This window comes from Mesorhizobium sp. LNJC405B00 (assembly GCF_000502615.1).
In the GTDB taxonomy this organism is placed as follows: Bacteria; Pseudomonadota; Alphaproteobacteria; order Rhizobiales; family Rhizobiaceae; genus Mesorhizobium.
The window spans coordinates 177,860-198,650 of sequence record NZ_AYWC01000002.1; the positions used below are offsets into that span (position 1 = coordinate 177,860).

The 20,791-nt window shown below is 63.5% G+C and carries 21 protein-coding genes and 1 pseudogene; 11 read left to right on the plus strand and 11 right to left on the minus strand.

The window, feature by feature from the left end:
* Positions 1-13: 13 nt before the first annotated feature.
* Positions 14-625 carry a LysE family translocator gene (locus X756_RS160720; RefSeq protein WP_023688853.1) on the minus strand — a complete coding sequence of 204 codons (612 nt, stop codon included), beginning with the start codon at positions 623-625 and terminating at the stop codon, positions 14-16.
* 137 nt (positions 626-762) lie between these two features.
* On the opposite strand from X756_RS160720, the gene X756_RS160715 reads away from it, so the two are divergent.
* Together X756_RS160715 and X756_RS160710 are read left to right on the plus strand one after the other, a co-directional pair.
* A complete protein-coding gene (locus tag X756_RS160715) occupies positions 763-1,797 on the plus strand; it encodes an L-idonate 5-dehydrogenase (protein ID WP_023688852.1) in 1,035 nt (344 codons plus the stop codon).
* Positions 1,798-2,137: 340 nt separating this feature from the next.
* Entirely contained in the window at positions 2,138-2,767 is a 630-nt protein-coding gene (locus X756_RS160710; protein WP_023712046.1) for a DUF1062 domain-containing protein, read from the plus strand.
* Between the two features lie 55 nt (positions 2,768-2,822).
* Here X756_RS160710 and typA read toward each other — a convergent pair whose 3' ends face one another.
* Positions 2,823-4,652: a translational GTPase TypA gene (gene typA, locus X756_RS160705; RefSeq protein ID WP_023681424.1), complete on the minus strand. Its 1,830-nt coding sequence runs from the start codon at positions 4,650-4,652 to the stop codon at positions 2,823-2,825.
* Between the two features lie 197 nt (positions 4,653-4,849).
* Here typA and X756_RS160700 point away from each other — a divergent pair, with 197 nt between their 5' ends.
* A complete protein-coding gene (locus tag X756_RS160700) occupies positions 4,850-5,128 on the plus strand; it encodes a hypothetical protein (RefSeq protein ID WP_023753187.1) in 279 nt (92 codons plus the stop codon).
* A 47-nt stretch (positions 5,129-5,175) separates the two neighbouring features.
* On the opposite strand, the gene X756_RS160695 is transcribed toward X756_RS160700, so the two are convergent.
* A complete protein-coding gene (locus tag X756_RS160695; RefSeq protein ID WP_023700189.1) occupies positions 5,176-6,750 on the minus strand; it encodes an alkaline phosphatase in 1,575 nt (524 codons plus the stop codon).
* Positions 6,751-7,013: 263 nt separating this feature from the next.
* Positions 7,014-8,297 carry an MFS transporter gene (locus X756_RS160690; protein WP_031237802.1) on the minus strand — a complete coding sequence of 428 codons (1,284 nt, stop codon included), beginning with the start codon at positions 8,295-8,297 and terminating at the stop codon, positions 7,014-7,016.
* Between the two features lie 73 nt (positions 8,298-8,370).
* Between X756_RS160690 and X756_RS160685 the strand changes: the two genes are divergently transcribed.
* Positions 8,371-8,988 (plus strand): TetR/AcrR family transcriptional regulator, encoded by a 618-nt coding sequence (locus X756_RS160685; protein ID WP_023728708.1) that lies wholly within the window; start codon positions 8,371-8,373, stop codon positions 8,986-8,988.
* Positions 8,989-9,244: 256 nt separating this feature from the next.
* Positions 9,245-9,841, plus strand: a complete 597-nt coding sequence (locus X756_RS160680; RefSeq protein WP_023693212.1) for a hypothetical protein — start codon at positions 9,245-9,247, stop codon at positions 9,839-9,841.
* A gap of 227 nt (positions 9,842-10,068) precedes the next feature.
* On the opposite strand, the gene ppa is transcribed toward X756_RS160680, so the two are convergent.
* The 7 genes and pseudogenes from ppa to X756_RS160645 all read right to left on the minus strand — a co-directional run bounded on the left by ppa (position 10,069) and on the right by X756_RS160645 (position 15,119).
* Complete coding sequence (gene ppa, locus X756_RS160675; protein WP_023668623.1) at positions 10,069-10,602, minus strand: inorganic diphosphatase; 534 nt, start codon at positions 10,600-10,602, stop codon at positions 10,069-10,071.
* Between the two features lie 123 nt (positions 10,603-10,725).
* Positions 10,726-11,232: a GNAT family N-acetyltransferase gene (locus tag X756_RS160670; protein WP_023668622.1), complete on the minus strand. Its 507-nt coding sequence runs from the start codon at positions 11,230-11,232 to the stop codon at positions 10,726-10,728.
* A gap of 168 nt (positions 11,233-11,400) precedes the next feature.
* Positions 11,401-12,039: a TPM domain-containing protein gene (locus X756_RS160665; RefSeq protein ID WP_023728709.1), complete on the minus strand. Its 639-nt coding sequence runs from the start codon at positions 12,037-12,039 to the stop codon at positions 11,401-11,403.
* Between the two features lie 6 nt (positions 12,040-12,045).
* Positions 12,046-12,864 carry a YgcG family protein gene (locus tag X756_RS160660; RefSeq protein WP_245264454.1) on the minus strand — a complete coding sequence of 273 codons (819 nt, stop codon included), beginning with the start codon at positions 12,862-12,864 and terminating at the stop codon, positions 12,046-12,048.
* A 107-nt stretch (positions 12,865-12,971) separates the two neighbouring features.
* A pseudogene (locus X756_RS160655) lies at positions 12,972-13,427 on the minus strand (YgcG family protein); the annotation flags it as partial.
* Between the two features lie 49 nt (positions 13,428-13,476).
* Entirely contained in the window at positions 13,477-14,247 is a 771-nt protein-coding gene (locus X756_RS160650) for a YgcG family protein (protein ID WP_245264455.1), read from the minus strand.
* A gap of 239 nt (positions 14,248-14,486) precedes the next feature.
* The gene (locus tag X756_RS160645) at positions 14,487-15,119 is read right to left on the minus strand and encodes a LemA family protein (RefSeq protein ID WP_023681434.1); all 633 of its coding nucleotides are present in this window, start codon (positions 15,117-15,119) and stop codon (positions 14,487-14,489) included.
* Positions 15,120-15,282: 163 nt separating this feature from the next.
* Here X756_RS160645 and X756_RS160640 point away from each other — a divergent pair, with 163 nt between their 5' ends.
* The 6 genes from X756_RS160640 to X756_RS160615 all read left to right on the plus strand — a co-directional run bounded on the left by X756_RS160640 (position 15,283) and on the right by X756_RS160615 (position 20,731).
* On the plus strand, positions 15,283-15,534 hold the full coding sequence (locus X756_RS160640; protein ID WP_023728713.1) for a hypothetical protein: 252 nt from the start codon (positions 15,283-15,285) through the stop codon (positions 15,532-15,534).
* Between the two features lie 133 nt (positions 15,535-15,667).
* Complete coding sequence (gene pdxY / locus X756_RS160635; RefSeq protein WP_023668615.1) at positions 15,668-16,552, plus strand: pyridoxal kinase PdxY; 885 nt, start codon at positions 15,668-15,670, stop codon at positions 16,550-16,552.
* Entirely contained in the window at positions 16,549-17,313 is a 765-nt protein-coding gene (locus X756_RS160630; protein ID WP_023728714.1) for a DUF429 domain-containing protein, read from the plus strand. Before pdxY ends, X756_RS160630 begins: the two co-directional genes overlap by 4 nt.
* Before the next feature lie 149 nt (positions 17,314-17,462).
* Entirely contained in the window at positions 17,463-18,107 is a 645-nt protein-coding gene (locus X756_RS160625) for a carbonic anhydrase (RefSeq protein ID WP_023668613.1), read from the plus strand.
* 67 nt (positions 18,108-18,174) lie between these two features.
* Positions 18,175-18,588 carry a hypothetical protein gene (locus X756_RS160620; RefSeq protein ID WP_023728715.1) on the plus strand — a complete coding sequence of 138 codons (414 nt, stop codon included), beginning with the start codon at positions 18,175-18,177 and terminating at the stop codon, positions 18,586-18,588.
* 88 nt (positions 18,589-18,676) lie between these two features.
* A complete protein-coding gene (locus tag X756_RS160615; RefSeq protein ID WP_023728716.1) occupies positions 18,677-20,731 on the plus strand; it encodes a M3 family metallopeptidase in 2,055 nt (684 codons plus the stop codon).
* The last annotated feature ends 60 nt before the right edge of the window (positions 20,732-20,791 follow it).

The window sequence follows — 20,791 nt, forward strand, 5'->3', positions numbered from 1 at the left end:
CTCGTAGGAGAGGTCAACGCGCCGCGATGGCCCCGGCAGCGCCGGCCATCGTCGTGGCGCTGATGCGGTTGGCGATCTTCATGGCGCGCTTGCTCTTCAGCAGTTTGCGCGCCTGTGAGGCCGCGACGACCCAGGCGAGATCGATGGCGATCAGAACCACCGCCATCGTCGCCGTCAGTTCGACCCAGCCGATGACACTCACCGAAGCGAGGTCGATGATCGTCGGCAGCAGCGCCAGATAGAACATCATGATCTTGGGATTGCCGAGCGTCACCGCCATGCCGGCAAAGAACAGTTTTGCCGGCGAATCCTCGCGCGGCATCTCGCCTTCTTTTGCGTCGACAGGTGCGGTCCACATCTTGAAGGCGAGGTAGGCGAGGTAAGCGACGCCGATCCATTTCACGACGACGAAGGCGAAATGGAAGGTCTGCGCCACGACCGCCAGCCCGAACACCGCCAGCGACAGCCAGATGGCCTCGCCGATCCACATGGCGAGCAGGAACGGAAACACGTCACGAAAGCCCTTCGAGATGACGCGGGCAACCAGTGCGGCGATCGATGGGCCGGGCGAGCCGGCGGCAACGAAGAGAGCGGCGGCGAAGATCAGCAGCGAGGTGAGGTGCATGGCGGAGCCTTCGTTGGATGGCAAATGATATCCGGTCGGCGTCAATTTGGCACCCCTCTGCCTGATGGGCCAACGAACGCGACACATTTCGGAGATCGGACTTGCCCGTGCCAGCGGTTTGAGAAAGGATCGCGGCCGTGAAATCAATCGTCATCCACGCCGCAAAAGACCTGCGCATCGAAGAGACCGATTCGGGCGCGCCTGGCGCCGGACAGGTCGAAATATCGGTCGAGGCCGGCGGCATCTGCGGCTCGGACCTGCACTACTACAATCATGGCGGCTTCGGCGTGGTGCGCCTGCGCGAGCCTATGATCCTCGGACATGAGGTCGCCGGCACGGTGAAGGCGCTTGGCGCCGGCGTCTCCAGCCTCGTGGTCGGCGACCGCGTCGCGATTTCGCCCAGCCGGCCCTGCAATGCGTGCCGCTACTGCCTGCAGGGCGTGCAGAACCAATGCCTCGACATGCGATTCTACGGCAGCGCCATGCCGATGCCGCACATACAGGGGGCCTTCCGCCAGCGCCTCGTCGCCGAGGCCTGGCAGTGCCACAAGATCGCCGACCATGTCTCGATCAACGAAGCCGCCTTTGCCGAGCCGTTCGCGGTAACGCTGCATGCCGTCAACCGCGCCGGCTCGCTGCTCGGCAAGCGGGTCTTGGTCACCGGCTGCGGGCCGATCGGTGCGCTCAGCATCCTTGCCGCACGTGTCCACGGCGCGCGTGAGATCGTCGTCACCGATGTCATGGACGCGGTTCTGGCCAAGGCCAACGAGATCGGCGCCGACCGCACCATCAATGTCGCCACAGATGCCGACAAGCTCGCTGGCTACAATGTCGAGAAGGGCAGTTTCGACGTCATGTTCGAATGCTCCGGCAATGAGCGCGCGGTGCGAGCCGGGCTCGATGTGCTGAAGCCGCGCGGGGTGCTCGTGCAGCTCGGCCTAGGCGGCGACATGTCGCTGCCTCAGAATCTCATCGTCGCCAAGGAGATCGAAATGCGCGGCTCCTTCCGTTTCCACGACGAGTTCGCGCTGGCCGTCGATCTGATCAACAACCGTCGCGTCGACGTCAAGCCGCTGCTGACCGGCATCTATCCAATGGACGAGGCGGTTGCGGCTTTCGAGATCGCCGGCGACCGCAACAAATCGATGAAGGTACAGATCGCCTTCGCCTGAGCAGGGCGAGACACCCTATGAACCTTGCCCGCTCGGCATCTTGCCGCTAGAAGAACCGTCCCGACATTCATTTCGAGCTTCATTTTGCCTCAGTAACCGCCGGTCTCGCCAACTCCCCTGATCACACTTGGCAGGGCGCCGCACTAAGCGGTGCCTGCTCCATTTCACGTGTTCCTCAGGCGGCGGTTCGAGACCGGTTTGGCACTGCTGAACCGTTGTCGCGCGCTTTGCCGCCCGTGACAGCTGATTTCCGACATAGCTAGCTCTCGCCACGCCGTGCCCGCATGGGCATCTCGCCATTGCCGACCTGAAGAACTTCCACACTGGAAGGTCTTCCGGCTTGTCCCAACATCTCGCTATCCACTGGGCAATCACGCCCGAAATCGCGCCTCGACCCCTGGTCCACTGCAACCGCTGCAGCGCCGTGAAAGCCTATCGCTGCAGCGACAAATTCCGCGTCAACGCCAATGGCAAACGCATTGATGTCTGGCTGATCTATCGCTGCATCGACTGCGACAATTCGTGGAATTTCGGCATTTTCGAACGCTGCAACCGCCGCGACATCGAACCCGCGCTGCTGGCAGCGCTCGAAAGCAACGATCCGGCCCTCGCCCGCCGCCATGCCTTCGATGTCGTGGCTTTGCGAAACCGGGTCAGCCGCGTCGAGGAGTTTCCCGATGTCGCCGTTCACAAACACCGGCTCGGCGGCGAAGGCCGACCCGCAGCCGCGCTTGAAATCAGGCTTGGGCTGGAAATGCCGACATCGCTGCGGCTCGACCGTCTGCTCGCCGGCGAACTCGGCATCTCCCGATCAAGGCTTCAGGCGCTGGAGGAGAAACGATTGCTGGTTGTTGTTCCCGAAGGCGCCAGAGCTTTGCGCAAGCCGGCCGGCGACGGCACGGCGATTCGCATTGACCTGGCCGACGAGCCGGATCGTGAAGCCATCATTTCGGCTGCCGTGGGTGAATGACAAGAGGGGCGAAGCACCGGTGCTTCGCCCCTCTCGAATTTAGACAATCAGACGATTACGCCGCGCCCACAACCTTGGCCGACTTCTCGAAGCGCTTGCGCTCGTTCGGGTCGAGATAGAGCTTGCGCAGGCGGATGGTCTTCGGCGTCACCTCGACCAGCTCGTCGTCCTGGATCCAGGCCAGCGCGCGCTCCAGCGTCATGCGGATCGGCGGCGTCAGCTTCACCGCCTCGTCCTTGCCGGCGGCGCGGATGTTGGTCAGCTTCTTGCCCTTCAGCACGTTCACTTCGAGGTCGTTGTCACGGCTATGGATGCCGATGATCATGCCCTGATAGACCTTGACGCCCGGGTCGATGACCATCGGGCCGCGGTCTTCGAGGTTCCACATGGCATAGGCCACTGCCTCGCCCTGTTCGTTGGAGATCAGCACGCCGTTGGTGCGGCCCGGCAGTTCGCCCTTGTAGGGCTGGTAGGCGTGGAACAGCCGGTTCATCACGGCGGTGCCGCGCGTGTCGGTCAACAGTTCCGACTGGTAGCCGATCAGTCCGCGCGTCGGCGCGTGGAAGACGATGCGCTGACGGTTGCCGCCCGAAGGCCGCAGCTCGACCATCTCGGCCTTGCGCTCCGACATCTTCTGCACAACGATGCCGGCGTGCTCCTCGTCGACGTCGATGACGACTTCCTCGACCGGCTCCAGCAATTCACCGTTCTCGCCCTTCTGCATGACGACGCGCGGACGCGACACGGCGATTTCAAAGCCTTCGCGGCGCATCGTCTCGATCAGCACGGCCAGCTGCAATTCGCCGCGGCCGGAAACGAAGAACGAATCCTTGTCGGGCGATTCCTCGATCTTGAGCGCGACATTGCCTTCGGCTTCTCGCAGCAGGCGGTCGCGGATGACGCGGCTGGTCACCTTGTCGCCTTCGGTGCCGGCGAGCGGCGAATCATTGACCAGGAAAGACATGGTCACGGTCGGCGGATCGATCGGTTGCGCATGCAACGCCTCGGTCACCGCCAGGTCGCAGAACGTGTCGGCGACGGTGCCTTTGGATAGGCCGGCAATGGCAACGATGTCACCCGCCTGCGCCTCTTCGATCGGCTGGCGCTCGAGGCCACGGAACGCGAGAATCTTGGAGATGCGCCCGGTTTCGATCTGCGTGCCGTCATGGTGGAGCACCTTGACCGCCTGGTTGGACTTCAGCGTGCCGCTCTCGATACGGCCGGTAATGATGCGGCCGAGGAAGGGATTGGCCTCCAGGATGGTGCCGATCATGCGGAACGGGCCGGGATGAACGGTCGGCTCCGGCACATGCTTGATGACAAGGTCGAACAGCGGCGCCAGGCCCTGGTCCTTCGGGCCTTCCGGATTTTCCGAGACCCAGCCATCGCGGCCAGAACCGTAGAGGATCGGGAAGTCGAGCTGCTCGTCGGTGGCGTCAAGCGCTGCAAACAGGTCGAACACCTCGTTGACCACCTCGACGTGGCGGGCGTCCGGACGGTCGATCTTGTTGATGACGACGATCGGCTTCAGGCCGACCTTGAGCGCCTTGCCGACGACGAACTTGGTCTGCGGCATGGGGCCTTCGGCGGCGTCGACCAGCACGATCGCCGAATCCACCATCGACAGGATGCGCTCGACCTCACCGCCGAAATCGGCGTGGCCGGGTGTGTCGACGATGTTGATGCGGGTGTCCTTCCAGTCGACCGAGGTCGCCTTGGCCAGGATGGTGATGCCGCGTTCCTTTTCGAGGTCGTTGGAATCCATGGCGCGCTCGGCGACGCGCTGATTGTCGCGGAAGGAACCGGATTGCCGCAGCAATTGGTCGACGAGGGTGGTTTTTCCATGGTCGACGTGCGCGATGATCGCGATATTACGAATTTTCATTTTGTGGTCTCGGGAGCGTTGCAGGCAGCAGGCCAAAAGGCGCCGCCTCTTTCGGTTGCGCGGCTCATACAGGGTTTTTCGCAATTGCGAAAGAGGAGGCGCACCACCAAATACTCATCAAATCTTAAGCATCTCGGTGTGAGATGGTTTTGTTAACCAAGGCGGGAACCTTTCTGGGCCCGGGTAGTTCGAAATTCATGACCGACAAACTCAACCGATTTTGGCCCCTCATCGCTTCGGTCGCATTCGCTGCCGTGCTGGCGGCCAATGCCGCTCAATCGGCCGCCACGGTGAAGGAAGCCAATCCGGCTTCGTCGTCCGACCGGACGGCCGAGCAGATGTTTGCCGACGCCCCTGATGGCGTCGACCCCGTGGTCACCGGCCCGGTCAGCGCCTCTTTCAAGCAGAGGCAGCAGGTTGCAGGCTGCGACAGCGCGGTGTGGCCGAAGATTCCGACGGTTTGCTACCCGGACTGACGGCTGCCCATTCCAGGCATAGCGATCCTTCGCACCGACCCAAAGGCTTACGCCGACCGCACCGGATCGAGCGTCACCTTGTAAAGCTCGATGTCGTCGCGATCCATCAGTCGCACGGTCAGCTGCTCTGTCGCCCCTGAAATGTCCACCAGGCCAAAGAACTGCAGGCCGGCCGAGGGTGGCAGGTTCTGGCCCTGTTCGGTGGTCGGCGCCTTGATGAATTTCAGCTCCGGGCCGAAGGTCATGTCGAAATCATTGGGACCGAAGGTACCGGCGTGGATCGGGCCCGAGACGAATTCCCAGAAAGGATTGAAATCCTGGAACCGCGCCTTGTCGGGGTTGTAATAGTGCGCCGCCGTGTAGTGGACATCGGCGGTCAACCAGACCGTGTTGGTGATGCCGGCAGTCTTGATGTAGCGCAACAGGTCGGCGATCTCGAGCTCGCGGCCTTTGGGCAGGCCATTGTCGCCATTGCTGATGGCTTCCGCGCCGACCTTCTTGGCGCCGTCGTCCCAGACGACGAGGCCGAGCGGCATGTCGGCTGCAATGATCTTCCAGGTCGCCCTGGAATTCGTCAGCTCGCGCTTCAGCCATTTCGTCTGCTGTTCGCCCAGCATGCGTGACTGCGGCGTCATGTCCTCCTGCATGTCGGGGCCGTTCGGGCCGCGATAGGAGCGCATGTCGAGGAAGAACACGTCGAGCAGCGGCCCATGCGCGATCTTGCGGTAGACGCGGCCTGGCTCGGACGGCTCGTAGCGGATCGTCGTCATCTCATGGAAGGCGCGCGCCGCACGCGCCGCGAGCACATGGATGGATTTTTCGGTGTAGCGGCTGTCGGCGCCGAGATTCTTCGAATCCGACCAGTTGTTCAGCACCTCGTGATCGTCCCACTGGTAGAAGGTCGGGCAGATGGCGCTCAAGGCCAGAACGTTTTTGTCCATCATGTTGTATTTCCACTGGTCGCGGTACTCATCCAGCGTCTCGGCCACCTTGCGCTTGCCGTCGATCAGGACGACGTTTTTCCACTTGCCGCCGCCAGGCAGGTCTACCTCGTCCTTCATGGCGCCATCGGCATAGATGGTGTCGCCGGAATGCAGGAAGAAATCCGGCGTGTGCCTGGCGATGGTGGCGTAGGTTTTCATGCCGGTCTCATCGATTCCCCAGCCCTGGCCGGCCGTGTCGCCCGACCAGGCGAATTTTATGTCGCGCTTCGAGGCGGGTGCTGTGCGGAAACGGCCGACGATCGGTTCGGAAACGGCGTTGATATCCGACAGGTCGGCGGCAGTCATCCGGTAGAAGATATCCTGGTCGGAGGCGAGGTCGGTAAGCAGGCGCTTGACCGTGAAGTCGCTGGCCGGCGAGGTATCGAGCGGCGCCAGCCGCGTCGCATTGGCGAAGTTTTCCGTCGACGACACTTCGAACATGACGCGCGAAGGCCGGTCGGTGCGCGTCCACACCATGCCGCTCGAGGCATCGACATCGCCGGACTGGACGCCATGGGTGAAGGCCGGGCGCTGGCTGGCGCGCGAATAATAGGGCAAAGCGAGCCCCGATGCGCCGAGCAGACCGGCGGCGCTGGCAGAGGTGACGAAAGCGCGGCGGGTCAACGAGATCTTGTTCATGGCTGTCTCCTGATGGCTTCGAACGGTGCCAGCAAGCTCCAGCTTCAATGTTTCAGCCACATCTCGGGAAGATGAAACTTTGATAACAATCGACAGGTGATCTCCGCCCTTGAGGGGGGAGATGTCGCCGAAGGCGACAGAAGGGGGTCGCCTCGCTTGGAGCGCCGACCTCCTATGCGCAAGAGGCTGAGTCCGGTCGCACGGACCCCCTCTGGCCGCTTCGCGGCCATCTCCCCCCTGAGGGGGGAGATTAGTACCGCGCCTTACGCCGCTTGCGGCTCCGGATCGAAAGCCGGCTTGCTCGTATTGATCAGCAGCGACAGACACGCAGCCACGATCGCCGTCATGCCGGCGATCAGGAATGCCAGTTCGTAATTGCCCTGCAATTCGCGCATGGTGCCGCCGAAGGCGGCGGCGGTGGCGGCGCCGACTTGGTGGCCGGCTACGATCCAGCCGAACACGATCGGGCCGCTGCGGTCACCGAAGGCCTCGTTGGCGAGCCTGAGCGTCGGCGGCACGGTGGCGATCCAGTCGAGACCGTAGAGCACCGCGAAGATGATCAGGCTGGTCGCCGAGAAGCCGGAATAGGGCAGATAGATCAGCGCCAGGCCGCGAATGCCGTAGTAGACGCCGAGCAGCTTGCGCGGGTCGAAACGGTCGGTGAGCCAACCCGACAAAGTCGTGCCGATCAGGTCGAAAATGCCCATCAGCGACAACAGGCCCGCGGCCTGCACCTCGGGGATGCCCATGTCGCCGCAGAAGGAGATCAGATGCGTGCCGACCAGCCCGTTGGTGGTGAAGCCGCAGATGAAGAAGGTGGCGAACAGATACCAGAAGACGCGGGTGCCGGCAGCGCGGCGCAGCGTGTTCAGCGTATGCGCCAGGAAATTGCCTTGCGATGCCGGCGATACCGGCGGCACGTCATCGGTCCCGGCGCCATAGCGCACCATGCCGATCGAAGCGGGACGCTCCGGAACCAACAGCCAGACCAGCGGCAGAAGACAGGCGGTGGCGATCGAGACGGCGGTAGCGACGGGCTGCCAGCCGCCCGACTGGGCGAGCGATGCCAGCAGCGGCAGGAACACCAAGAGGCCGGTGGCGCTGGAGGCCGACATCAGCCCCATCACCAAGCCGCGATTGGTCTTGAACCAGCGGTTGACGATGGTGGCGCCGAGCACGGTGGCGACCGCGCCGGAGCCGATACCTGAAAACACGCCCCAGGTGAGGAACAGATGCCATGGCTCGGTCATCAGCAGGCTGAGCGCGGTCGAGCCCGACATGATCACAAGCGAGGCAAGCAGCGTGCGGCGCAAGCCGATACGCTCCATCAATGCGGCGGCAAACGGCCCGGTCAGGCCGTAAAGGAAGATGCCGACCGCGGCGGCAATCGAAACCGTATCGCGCCCCCAGCCGAAGCTTTTATCCAACGGCAGCATCATCACCGAGGGTGCGGAACGAAGCCCGGCCGCGATCAACAAGCAGAGGAAGATGACGCCAACCACGACGAAAGCGTAGCGCTGGCCAAAGGGACGGGATTGAGCTATCATGTTACTGACCGGTACGTTGCAGGGTGAGGACATGTATACGTACCGATCGGTAACACGTCAATCGAGTCGCATGATGCCAACGGACAAAAATATTGAACTGATCATCAAGGGCGGTCATGGAGCCGCACCGCCCAAGGCTGCCAAGAAAATCCTCGACGTGGCCTACGACCTGTTCTACCGCCGCGGCATTCGGGCGATCGGCGTCGACGAGATCGTCAAGCGCGCCGGCGTCACCAAGCCCAGCCTCTACCGCAGCTTTCCCTCCAAGGACGAGCTTGCCGCTTCCTATCTCAGGCAATATGACCGTGAGTACTGGGAGCGTTTCGACGAAGCCGTGGCTGCCCATCCCGGCGACCCGCGGGCACAGCTCAGGGCTTTCCTGACTCGCGTCGGCAAGCGCGCGCAAAAGCCGGACTATCGCGGCTGCGGCATGACCAACGCGGCGGTGGAATATCCCGAACATGGCCATCCGGCGCGCGTCGTCAGCGAGGCCAACAAGCAGGAGTTGCGCCACCGCCTGCGCGCGATGGCCGCAGCGATGGGCGCTAAAGACCCTGACACGCTCGGCGACGGCCTGCTGCTGTTGATCGAAGGCGCCTATATCAGCGGCCAGCTCTTCGGCCTCGGCGGCCCGGCGCAATCGGTGGCCCGCAACGCCGACCTGCTGATCGAAGCGAGCTTGAAGAAATAGCATTTTCTAACGTTGGCGCCGCCCCTCACCTGCCGGCATCCTTTCCCGGAAATGGGGCGAGGAACGCTCTCATCACGATTTCGCCAATTGCCAGCGTTGCAAGGTTGTCGCCAGCGGCGCAGCCGGCCACTTTCTCCCGTTCAGGGGGAGAATTGCCCGGCAGGGCGATGTGGGTGGCGCCAACGTTGAGATTGGCACGCTAGGCCGGCCGCAGATTTGGCGATAGGCTGGGGCGAACTTCACGGGAGACGTCCGCATGCGAACCCTGCTGCTTGTTCCATTCGCCCTCGCCGCCCTATCCCAAACCGCCCATGCCGACGGAATATCCAGCGTCTACACCGACCTCGACTCGCAAAAGGATTGCGTCACCTATGCGCAGGCCGAGGAAGGTGACGGCGACTGGGCCGAACTCGCCTGCTCCGGCTATCGCGGCTATCCCGTGCTGATCGCCTACGACGATGCGCGTGAATCGCTATTCTACGGGTTTCCGCCCGGCGGCGAGATGACCTCGGTCTGGGAGAGCTTTTCCGGCTTCAACTCGTCCGGCGCCAAGGTCGAATGGCGCATCGAGACCAAGGGCGACGTTGCCGTTCCCTTCGCGGTGATCCACCGCCGCTCGATCAGCAATCCCGAGGATGAGAACAAGCCGACCGAAGTGCTGCTCGTCGCCAAGGTCGCCCAGATGGAAGCCCGCGACGGCTGCACCATCGGCCTCGTGCTCGCCACCGGCAACCCTCAGGCCAACGACCAGGCGCGCAAGCTGGCGGACGAAAAGGCGAAGAGTTTCGCCTGTGGCAAGGACAAGCACACCGTCATCGGCAACGTGCCGGCGTTTGGTCGGGTGGATAACTAGCCACGTGGGTGCAAGGCACCTCCCTCTGCCCTGCCGGGCATCTCCCCCTCAAGGGGGGAGATTGGCAGCTTCGCTGGCGGCGCTTTTCTTTCGGCGCTGAAAATTGACGAAAGCCGTTGCGACATCCGATCTCCCCCCTTGAGGGGGAGATGGCCGGCAGGCCAGAGGGGGGTGCCTCGCGCTGGCGTTTGCCGCTTACTTGAACGAGACGCAGGCCTCTCTCGGCGCTACTTCGCCGCCTTCGCCCGTGCGATCGCGTCGACGATCATCTTCTTGGCGTATTTGGAATCGTGCCAGCCTTCGATCTTGACCCATTTGCCGGGCTCGAGATCCTTGTAGTGCTCGAAGAAGTGCTGGACCTGGTCGCGGGTGATCTCGGGCAGCTGCGTGTATTCGGTGACGTTTTCGTAGCGCAGCGTCAGCTTCGGCGAGGGCACGGCAATGACCTTCTCGTCCTGGCCGGCATTGTCTTCCATCACCAGCACGCCGATCGGCCGCACATTGATGACGCAGCCCGGCACCAGCGCGCGCGTGTTGCAGACCAGCACGTCGATCGGGTCGCCGTCGCCCGACAGCGTGTGCGGCACGAAACCGTAATTGCCGGGGTAGCGCATCGACGTATGCAGGAAACGGTCGACGAACAGCGTGCCGGCCTCCTTGTCCATCTCGTACTTGATCGGCTCGCCGCCGATCGGCACCTCGATGATGACGTTGATGTCCTCGGGCGGGTTCTTTCCGATGGCAATGGCTTCGATTCGCATGGCTTAAATCCCTCTCTCGATGTCCAAGATCGATAGCGGGCGGCGCGGCATGGTGCAATGCGGCGATTGGTGCGAAGCGCTAACGGAAGCGCACGGTTTATGATGATTTGTAACCGAGACCGGTCATTCCCAGACGAAGGCGACCTTCTTGAGCGCCCTCTGCTCGAAAATCTCGACGCCTTCGGCGACGTCACGGCCACCCGCGCCGGCATAGAAGGAAAGTGCGTTCTGGTTGTCTTCCAGCGCCCACACCACCATTCCCTTCAGCCCGTGGTCGGCAAGCCGCGCCCGCGCCGCCTTGAACAGCCGGCTGCCGAGCCCGATGCCCTGATATTCCGGACGCAGGTAAAGTTCGTAGATTTCGCCCTGTTGCTTCAGCTCGCGGGCGCGGTTCTTGCCGATCGTGGCATAGCCGGCGATGGTGCCGCCGATCTCGACCACCAGAACGGTGGCGGCGCGGCGGATGGCGTTGGCCCACCAGTCGGCGCCGCGGCGGTTGATCATCGAGGTCAGCGAGCGATGCGGGATGATGCCGGAATAGGCGCCCTCCCAAGCCTGCTGGTGCACGTCGGCAATGGCGCCGGCGTCGCGCGGTTCGGCTTTCCTGATGTCGATGCTCAGCGTATTCATGATTTGTTAACCATAAACCCGCATCGGCCATTTGCAAGAGTCGAGGTCAGCCCGCCGACCGCTTTCTCACAGCCGATCGCGACACTGCTGACAATGGGCAAAGCCTGCCTGGAAAACGCACCCAGCCGGCGCGGTCAGGCGTCCGTCCGGGTAGCGCGTGCTGGCTTTTCAGATCTCCACGAGATGATCGTCCAGTTCATTGGCATCGCCCGACGTCACCGGGAAATGCTCGGCCAGCACCGCGCCGACCTGCCCGATCGCCTTGACGAAGCCGTCGGCGAGCCGGTCGTGACCGGCATGCTGCAGGAGATCGCGCACCACGCCGTCCCAGACATGCTGGCCGACCTTGCTGTCGATGCCCGAATCGGCGACCACTTCGGCATAACGCTCGGCGATCGACACGAAGACCAACACGCCGGTGCGCGCCGTGGTGCGGTGGACATTGCGGGCGAGGAACTGCCTGAGCGCATTGTGATGTGCCGCCTGATAACGCTGCCGGCGCGGCACCAGATGGATGCGCAAGCCCGGCAGCGCCCACAAAAGCACCAACACCGAGGCCAGTGCCAGCAGTTGGACAATGACGAAATGCGGCAGCCGGATCGACAGCCACCAGGCTTCCAGCCCATAAGCGACGGCGAGGCTGGCAATCAGCATGCCTGATGTCGCCATGAAGGCGGCGGGAAAGAAATAGCCGTCGCTGGCATGCGCAACGACGCAGTAGATCTCGCCGTCGGTTTTGGCCTCGGCCGCGCGGATCGCGGTGGCGATGCGCTCATGGTCCTGTGGGCTGATCGGTCGTGTTGCCATCTTCTCTCACCAGCTCCCTGAAGACCCGCCACCGCCAGACGAACCGCCGCCGCCTGAAAACCCGCCGCCGCTGCTTGAGCCCGAAGACCAGCTGCTGCCCGAACTTCCCGATGACCATCCGCTGCCCGACGACGAACTTGTTGTCCAGCTGCTGGAGCCCGAGGACGATCCGCTCGGCCCCTGGCCGTAGCGAAAGGTCATGCCCAGCCATTTATACACGCCCGGCGACAGCTTGGTGCCGAAGATCGGCGGCAGGAAGGCCATCGCCAGGCCGCCGAAGAACATCGCCGCCCACAGGATCAGGAAGACCGCGACGACGGGATCGATGGGCGTGCTGCGGTCGGCCGGGTTGCGCTTGCCGCGCGCCTCCAGCTCTTCCGGGTTGCCTTCCAGCACCATGACCATGTCGTCGACGGCCTTGGAAAGGCCGCCGGAGAAATCACCGGCGCGGAACGCCGGCACCATGTCGTTTTCGATGATCAGTTTGGTGTGCAGGTCGGTCAGCGTGCCTTCCAGCCCGTAGCCGACCTCGATGCGCATCTTGTGGTCGTTCTTGGCCACCAGCAGAAGCACGCCGTTGTTTTCGCCGGCCTGGCCGAGTTTCCAAAAGCGGAACAGCCGGTTGGCGTAGGGTTCGATCTCCTCGCCGTCGAGGCTGTTGATCGTGGCGACGACGATCTGGTCGGAGCCTTTGGTCTCGAAATCCGCGAGTTTCTGCGTCAGTGCCGCCTTGGTCGCGGCGTCGATAATACCGGCATTGTCGACCACCCGCCCGGTGAGTGCCGGCAGGTCTGCCGCCAAGGCTACAAACAGCATGGTGAGCATCGTCAACAGGGCGATGCCGATCGTCGCGGCTGCGCGGCCAGGTCTTGGCGGATTGAAGACGCCTACTGTCATGCCGTCACCAGCTCCCCTCAACCACCATGACTGTCCTCAATCACCATGATCATGTCGTCGACCGCTTTGGAAATACCGCCGGAGAAATCCCCGGCGCGGAAGGCCGGCACCATGCCTTCAATGATCCGTGTGGCGTGCTGGTTGGTGAGCGTGGCTTCCAGCCCGTAGCCGACCTCGATGCGCATCTTGCGGTCGTTCACGGCCACCAGCAGAAGCACGCCATTGTTCTTGGCCTTCTGGCCGAGCTTCCAAGCGTTGAACAGCCGGGTGGCGTAAGGCTCGATCTCCTCGCCGTCGAGGCTGGGAACCGTCGCGACGACGATCTGGTCGGAGCCTTTGGTCTCGAAATCGGCCAGCTTCTGCGTCAGCGCCGCCTCGGTCGCAGCGTCGATGATGCCTGCATTGTCGACGACACGACCGGTGAGGGCGGGCAGTTCCGCCGCCAGCGCCGCGAAGCTGACGAGCAAGACCAGCAAGGCAGCGCCGGTCATCGTGGCGAAGCGGCCATGCCAGGGATTGGCGATGCGTGTTGTCATCTCGTCACCAGCTTCCCGAGGAGCCGCCGCCGCCGGACGAACCGCCGCCGCCGGAAAAGCCGCCACCACCGCTTGAACCCGACGACCAGCCGCCCCCGCCCGAAGACCCGCCGCCGCTGGATGACCGCTTGTGCGGCTCGAATGTCATGCCGAGCCAGCGATAGCGGCCGGGACCGAGTTTTTGGCCGAAGATCGGCGGCAGGATGGAGGCGGCCATGCTGCCGAAGAACATGATTGCCCAGATGCTGATGAAGACGCCGAAGAACAGATTGTCGGTATTGATGGGCGGCTTCTGGTTGCGCTCGCCGCGCGCCTCCAATTCCTCCGGATTGCCTTCCAGCACCATCACCATGTCGTCGACGGCCTTGGAAATGCCCCCGGAGAAATCGCCGGCGCGGAACGCCGGCACCATGTCGTTTTCGATGATCAGCTTGGTGTGCAAATCGGTCAGCGTGCCTTCCAGCCCATAGCCGACCTCGATGCGCATCTTGCGGTCGTTCGGCGCCACCAGCAGCAGCACGCCGTTGTTTTCCTTGGCCTGGCCGAGCTTCCAGAAGCGAAACAGCCGGTTGGCGTAAGGCTCGATCTCCTCGCCGTCGAGGCTGGGGATGGTGGCGACGACGATCTGGTCGGAGCCTTTTGTCTCGAAATCGGCGAGTTTCTGGGTGAGCGCGGCTTTGGTTCCCGCGTCGATAATGCCGGCGTTATCGACGACGCGGCCGGTCAGCGTGGGGAGATCGGCGGCGAAGGCGGTGAGGGGCAGGAAGACGGCCAGAAAGGCGAGAAGAACACCAAGGTTGGCGTTCCTTCGCGTCCCCCTCTGTCCTGCCGGACATCTCCCCCTCGAGGGGGGAGATTGGCAATCTCGCTGCCGACGCTCAGCCGGCAACGCTGATAATTGGCGCAAGGACAGAAGACACCTGATCTCCCCCCTTGAGGGGGAGATGTCCGGCAGGACAGAGGGGGGCGTGAAGGAACGCAAGGCTGGCAATGGCCAAGCTCACCCAGACGTCATCACCCGCCCTGCTTCGTGCCGAAATCGACCTTCGGCGGCTGCATCTTGTCTTCTTCGACGGTGAAGTTGGCGAAGGGCTCGTTGCTGCGGAACCAGAAGGTTGCCCATAGCACCGACGGAAAGGTCCTCAGCGTCAGATTGTAATCCTTGACCGCCAGGATGTAGTCGCGCCGCGCCACGGCGATACGGTTCTCGGTGCCTTCGAGTTGCGCCTGCAGCGCCAGGAAATTCTGGTTGGCCTTGAGGTCGGGATAGGCCTCCGACACCGCGATCAGCCGCGACAGCGCGCTGGTCAGCCCTGATTGCGCATCCTGGAACTTCTTGAGCGCTTCGGGGTCCTTCAGCGTTTCCGGCGTCACCGTGATCTGCGTCGCCTTGGCGCGCGCTTCGACCACCGCATCGAGCGTGTCCTTTTCATGCGAGGCATAGCCCTTCACCGTCTCGACCAAATTGGGAATGAGGTCGGACCGACGCTGATACTGGTTCAGCACCTCGCTCCATGCCGCCTTGGCGTTTTCCTCCGCCGTCGGGATGGTGTTGAAGCCGCAGCCGGCGAGCAGAGGCAGCACGACGGCCATCATCAGCACGGCCGGCAGACTGCGGAAAGGGAAGGCAAGGCGCTGGGCAAACATGGTGAGGTCCCTCGACAGAAGTTGCATGCGAAGCATTAGCACAATCCGCGCTCAAGAAAATGTCTGCCGCTGGCGCGCATTCCTGGCGCGCATTCATGCGCCGGCGAGGCCCTGTGATTGATCGCGCGAACACGATATGGTTGCCGGCAAACAGGACAGGATCATGGCGGAAGGCCGCGACGATGACAGCGAATCGCGCCGCATTATCGAGCGCGTGGCGAACGAGGGCGGCCTTGGCGGCGCATCGCTGGTGTCACGGGCAGCGAAAGGCGCCCGCGATCATGTTACCGCAGCCGAGGCCGACCGATCCGATCCGATCGAGGTCTGGGGCACCCGCATCGGCCGCACACTTGGGCTCATCGTCGCCCTCGGCCTTTTGATCTGGCTCGTGTACTACGTCTCCCGGGGCAGCTAGAGCATGATCCTGAAGAGTGGGAACCGGTTTTCTCGGACAAGCGGGAACCGTTTTGTCCGGAGATCATGCTCCCACCAAAGAGATAGATCAGGATGACGATTCAACGAAAAATTATCCGTATCTAGGATTTTCCATGAACAGCGAAAAAGCCGACGCGCCGCGCGCGGTCATCGTCATTTCCAGCCATGTCGCCCGCGGCTCGGTCGGTAACCGCGCCGCCGTGTTTGCGCTCGAGACGCTGGGCTTTCCGGTGTGGGCGGTACCGACGGTCATCCTGCCCTGGCATCCGGGCCATGGCCGCGCCACGCGCATCGTGCCGCCGCTCGACCAGTTCAAGGCGCTGATGGCCGATCTCGAGCGCGCGCCCTGGCTGGGCGAGGTGGGCGCGGTGCTGTCGGGCTATCTCGGCGAGGCCGGCCAGGCCGAGGCCGTCGCCTCGCTGGTTGCGGCGGTCAAGGCCAAGACGCCGGACGCGATCTATATATGCGATCCGGTGATGGGCGATTCCGGCGGGCTCTATGTGCCCGAGCCGACGGCCGCCGCGATGCGCGACCGGCTGATGCCGATCGCCGACATCGCCACCCCCAACCGCTATGAGCTGGAATGGATGGCCGGCGCGCCTTTGCCCGATCTGAAATCGGTGATCTCGGCCGCCCTCCATGCCGGACCGTCAACAATGCTGGTGACGTCGGCACAGTCGATGATGACCGGCGGCACCGGCAATCTGCTGCTTGACGGCACCCAGGCGCTGCTGGCCGAACACCGCCTCATCGACAAGCCGCCGAATGGCCTCGGCGACCTGACTGCGGCCGTCTACCTCGCCCGCATCCTGTCGGGGCAGCCGCCGATCAAGGCGCTGCAATCGACCACCGCCGCCGTCTACGAAATCCTGGCGCGAACCGCCAAGCGTGGCGGCGACGAGTTGCAGCTTGAAACCGATGCCCAGAGCCTGTCGCATCCGATGGCGATGGTGCAGCTGCGCCACCTCACGCATCCGGGGCGGGACCGCCGGGCGTGACCTCGACCGTGGTCGTCGGCGTAGACGGCTGCAAGGCCGGCTGGATCGCCGTCCGCCGCGATCTGGATGCCGCGCCGTCAGTCCGCGTCTTTCCCAGCTTTGCGGCCCTGCTCGACGCCTTGCCCGCCGATGCGACAGTGGCCGTCGACATGCCGATCGGCCTGCCGGACGTCTCGCAAAGAGGCGGGCGCGGGCCGGAGACCTTGGTACGGCCAATGCTCGGAGCACGGCAATCCAGCGTCTTCTCTATCCCGTCCCGCGCGGCCCTCTACGCCGACATCAGCGACTTCACCACGGTCGAGGCCTGGTATGAGGCGCATCGGCGCGCCAGCGAGGTGGCCAAGGCGACCTCCGATCCGCCACGCGGCGTCTCGATCCAGGCCTTCGGCATCTTTGCCAAGATACGCGAGATCGACGCGCTGCTGATCGCACGTCCGCAACTGCGCCGCCGCGTCTTCGAATCGCACCCCGAAGTGGCCTTCTGCCGGCTGAACGGCGAAAAACCGATGACGCTGCCGAAGAAGATCAAGGGCGCAGTCAATCCTGCCGGGATGGAAGAGCGCAAGGCACTGCTCTGCCGGCACGGCTATACCAGAGCTTTCCTCGACCAGCCGCCGCAACGCGGTGCTGCCGCCGACGATTTCCTCGACGCCGCAGCGATGATGCTGATTGCCGGACGCATTGCCGGCGGCGAGGCAAAGCCGTTTCCCGACCCGCCGCTTGCCGACCGTTTGGGCATTCCCCTGGCGATCTGGGCGTGAGGCAAGCGGCGAGCCATGCGTGCGGCATGGCGATTTGCGACGAAGCCATCCGCAATTCGGCATTGCCCGCGACGGGCATTTGCCGTTAGAGCCTTTCTAACTTGAAATGAGCTGCCGTCGCTAACCCCGAAAGGCTTCATCCCTAGCCCATGCCCCATCTCCCCGAACATCTTTGGACCGGCTACCGCAACTTCATGAATGGCCGCTATCTCACCGAGAGCGGACGCTATCGCGAGCTCGCCCGCGAAGGGCAGGCGCCCGAAACCATGATCGTTGCCTGCTGCGATTCCCGCTCTGCCCCCGAGGCGATCTTCGACGCCGGTCCGGGCGAACTGTTCGTCCTGCGCAATGTCGGCAATCTGGTGCCGCCCTATGCGCCGGACGGCGAGTTCCACTCGACCTCGGCCGCGCTCGAATTCGCCGTGCAGAGCCTGAAGGTGAAAAACATCGTAGTGATGGGCCATGGCCGCTGCGGCGGCATCCGCGCCGCGCTCGACACCAATTCGGCGCCGCTGTCGCCCGGCGACTTCATCGGCAAATGGATGAGCCTGATCGCGCCGGCGGCCGAAACCGTTTCGTCCAGCACGTTCATGACGACAACCGAACGGCAGACGGCGCTGGAGCGGATTTCCATCCGCTATTCGATCGCCAATCTCAGGACCTTCCCTTGCGTCTCCATCCTCGAAGGCAAGGGGCGGCTGTCGCTGCATGGCGCCTGGTTCGACATCTCGACAGGCGAGCTCTGGGTGATGAACAAGGACACTGGCGACTTCGAGCGGCCGGATTTGACGTAGACCCATGATCCCGAAAAGTGGGAACCGGTTTTCGGATAAGGGCATGGTCAAATAAGAGGAGGGAAGAATGCGGGTTTGGCGTGCGATCGCTTTCGCCGTAGCGGCGCTGCTGATTTCGCTCGTCCCTGCCCGCTCCGATGACGGCGCCATTATCGACCGCTGGTATTCGGCGCTGCTGGTCGCCGATCGCACCGAATTGTCGGACCTGCTCGCCGACGATGTCCGCATCAAGCTCGACGATCTCGGCGTCGTGCAGTCGAAGCAGGAGTTCATCGCGTCGATCGACGAATGGAAGGGCGCGGTCGCCGGCGCCGCAATCCGGCATCGCGTCGAAATGAGCGAGGCCGGCGTCACCACTGTCATCGCCTGCTATGATTTCCCCAACAATGACATGCTGATGCAGGAAACGTTCGCCGTCACCGGCAACCGCATCACCGCCAGTTCGCAAGCGGCGATCGCGGAAAATTGCGACGGCTTCTGACGCGGGCTTGAACGGCCGCGCTGTTGCGCCGCGCCAGTCATCGCCCTACATCGGTCAGCAAGCTCCGCCAATCATCGAAAGATCCCCCATGCCGTCCACGAAAACCGTCGATCTCGCCGCCCATCCGCTGACCAAATGGCAAGGGCCGCTCGGCCTGCCGGATTTTGCCAGCATCGGCGACGACGATTTCTCCTCGGTGTTCGACGCGGCGCTGAAGGCACATGACGCCGAAATCGATGCGATCGCCGGCAACAAGGATGCGCCGAGCATCGAGAATACGCTGGCAGCCCTCGAGCTCGCCGGTGAGCCGCTCGACCATGTCTCGTCGATCTTCTGGTGCCGGGCCGGCGCCCACACCAACGATGCGATCCAGGCGCTGGAGCGTGAGATCTCGCCGAAGATGTCGCGGCATTTCTCGGCGATCTCGATGAACGAGAAACTGTTTGCCCGCATCGACGACCTCTACCAGCGCCGGGAGACGCTAAAACTCGACGTCGAGACGCTGCGGGTGCTGGAGAAGACCTGGAAAGGCTTTGTGCGATCGGGCGCAAAACTCGACGCCGACGGCAAGAAGCGGCTGGCCAACATCAGCGAGGAGCTGTCCTCGCTCGGCACGACCTTCGGCCAGAACGTGCTGGCCGACGAGCGCGACTGGGCGCTTTTCCTCGACGAGGCTGATCTTGCGGGCCTGCCGGACTTCGTGAAGAGTTCGATGGCCGAAGCCGCCGAGACGCGCGGCCAGAAAGGCCGCTACGCAGTCACCTTGTCGCGCTCTATCTATGAGCCGTTCACGACCTTCTCCGAACGCCGCGACCTGCGCGAGACCGCCTTCCGCGCTTTCACCATGCGCGGCCAGAACGGTGGCGCCAGCGACAACACCGCAGTGGTGCGCGACATGCTGAAATTGCGCGCCGAAAAGGCCAAGCTGCTCGGCTATGCCTCGTTCGCCGCGCTGAAACTCGACGACACCATGGCCAAGACGCCGAAGGCTGTGCACGACCTCCTCGACCCGGTCTGGGAGAAAGCGCTGGAGAAGGCCGCCGCCGACCAGAAGGAGCTGGAGCGGCTGGCGACCAAGGCAGGCAGCAACGAAAAATTCGCCGCCTGGGACTGGCGCTTCTACCAGGAGAAGTTGCGCGCCGAAAAATTCGCCTTCGACGAGGCGGAACTGAAACCGTATTTGCAACTCGACCGGGTCATCGACGCCTGCTTCGACGTCGCCACAAAACTGTTCGGCATCACCTTCGAGGAGAAGAAGGGCATCGCCGCCTGGCATTCCGACGCGCGCGTCTTCGTGGTGAAGAACGCCGATGGCAGCGAGCGCGGCCTGTTCCTCGCCGACTATTTCGCCCGATCCTCGAAGCGTTCTGGCGCCTGGATGAGCGCGCTGAAGTCTGGCTACAAGCTTGGGGATGGCTCCAAGCCGGTGATCTACAACATCATGAACTTCGCCAAGCCGCCGGCGGGGGAAGCGGCGCTGCTGTCGGTCGATGAGGCCAAGACCCTGTTCCACGAGTTCGGCCATGCTTTGCACGGCATGCTGACCGACGTCACCTGGCCGTCGGTGGCGGGCACCTCGGTTTCCCGCGATTTCGTCGAACTGCCTTCGCAGCTCTACGAGCACTGGCTGACGGTGCCCGCAGTGCTGGAAAAGCATGCGCTGCATGTTAAGACCGGCAAGCCGATGCCGAAGTCGCTGCTCGACAAGATGCTGGCCGCCCGCACGTTCGGCGCCGGTTTCGCCACGGTCGAGTTCACAGCGTCGGCGCTGATCGACATGGCGTATCACGCGCGGCCGGATGCGCCGGCGGAACCGCTGCGTTTCGAAGCCGAAACGCTGGAAAAGCTTGATATGCCCGACACCATCGCCATGCGTCATCGCACCCCGCATTTCGGCCATATCTTCTCCGGCGACGGTTATTCAGCCGGCTACTATTCCTACATGTGGTCGGAAGTGCTCGACGCCGACGCCTTCGCCGCCTTCGAGGAGACCGGCGATCCCTTCAACCCGGCGCTGGCGGAACGGCTGCGGAAGAATATCTATGCCGCCGGCGGGTCGAAGGATCCGGAGGAGCTGTACACGGCGTTCCGCGGCAAGATGCCTTCGCCGGAAGCGATGATGGTGAAGCGGGGATTGGTGTAGCGCCGGCTTATCTCCCCCCTCGAGGGGGAGATGGCCGCAAAGCGGCCAGAAGGGGGTCGG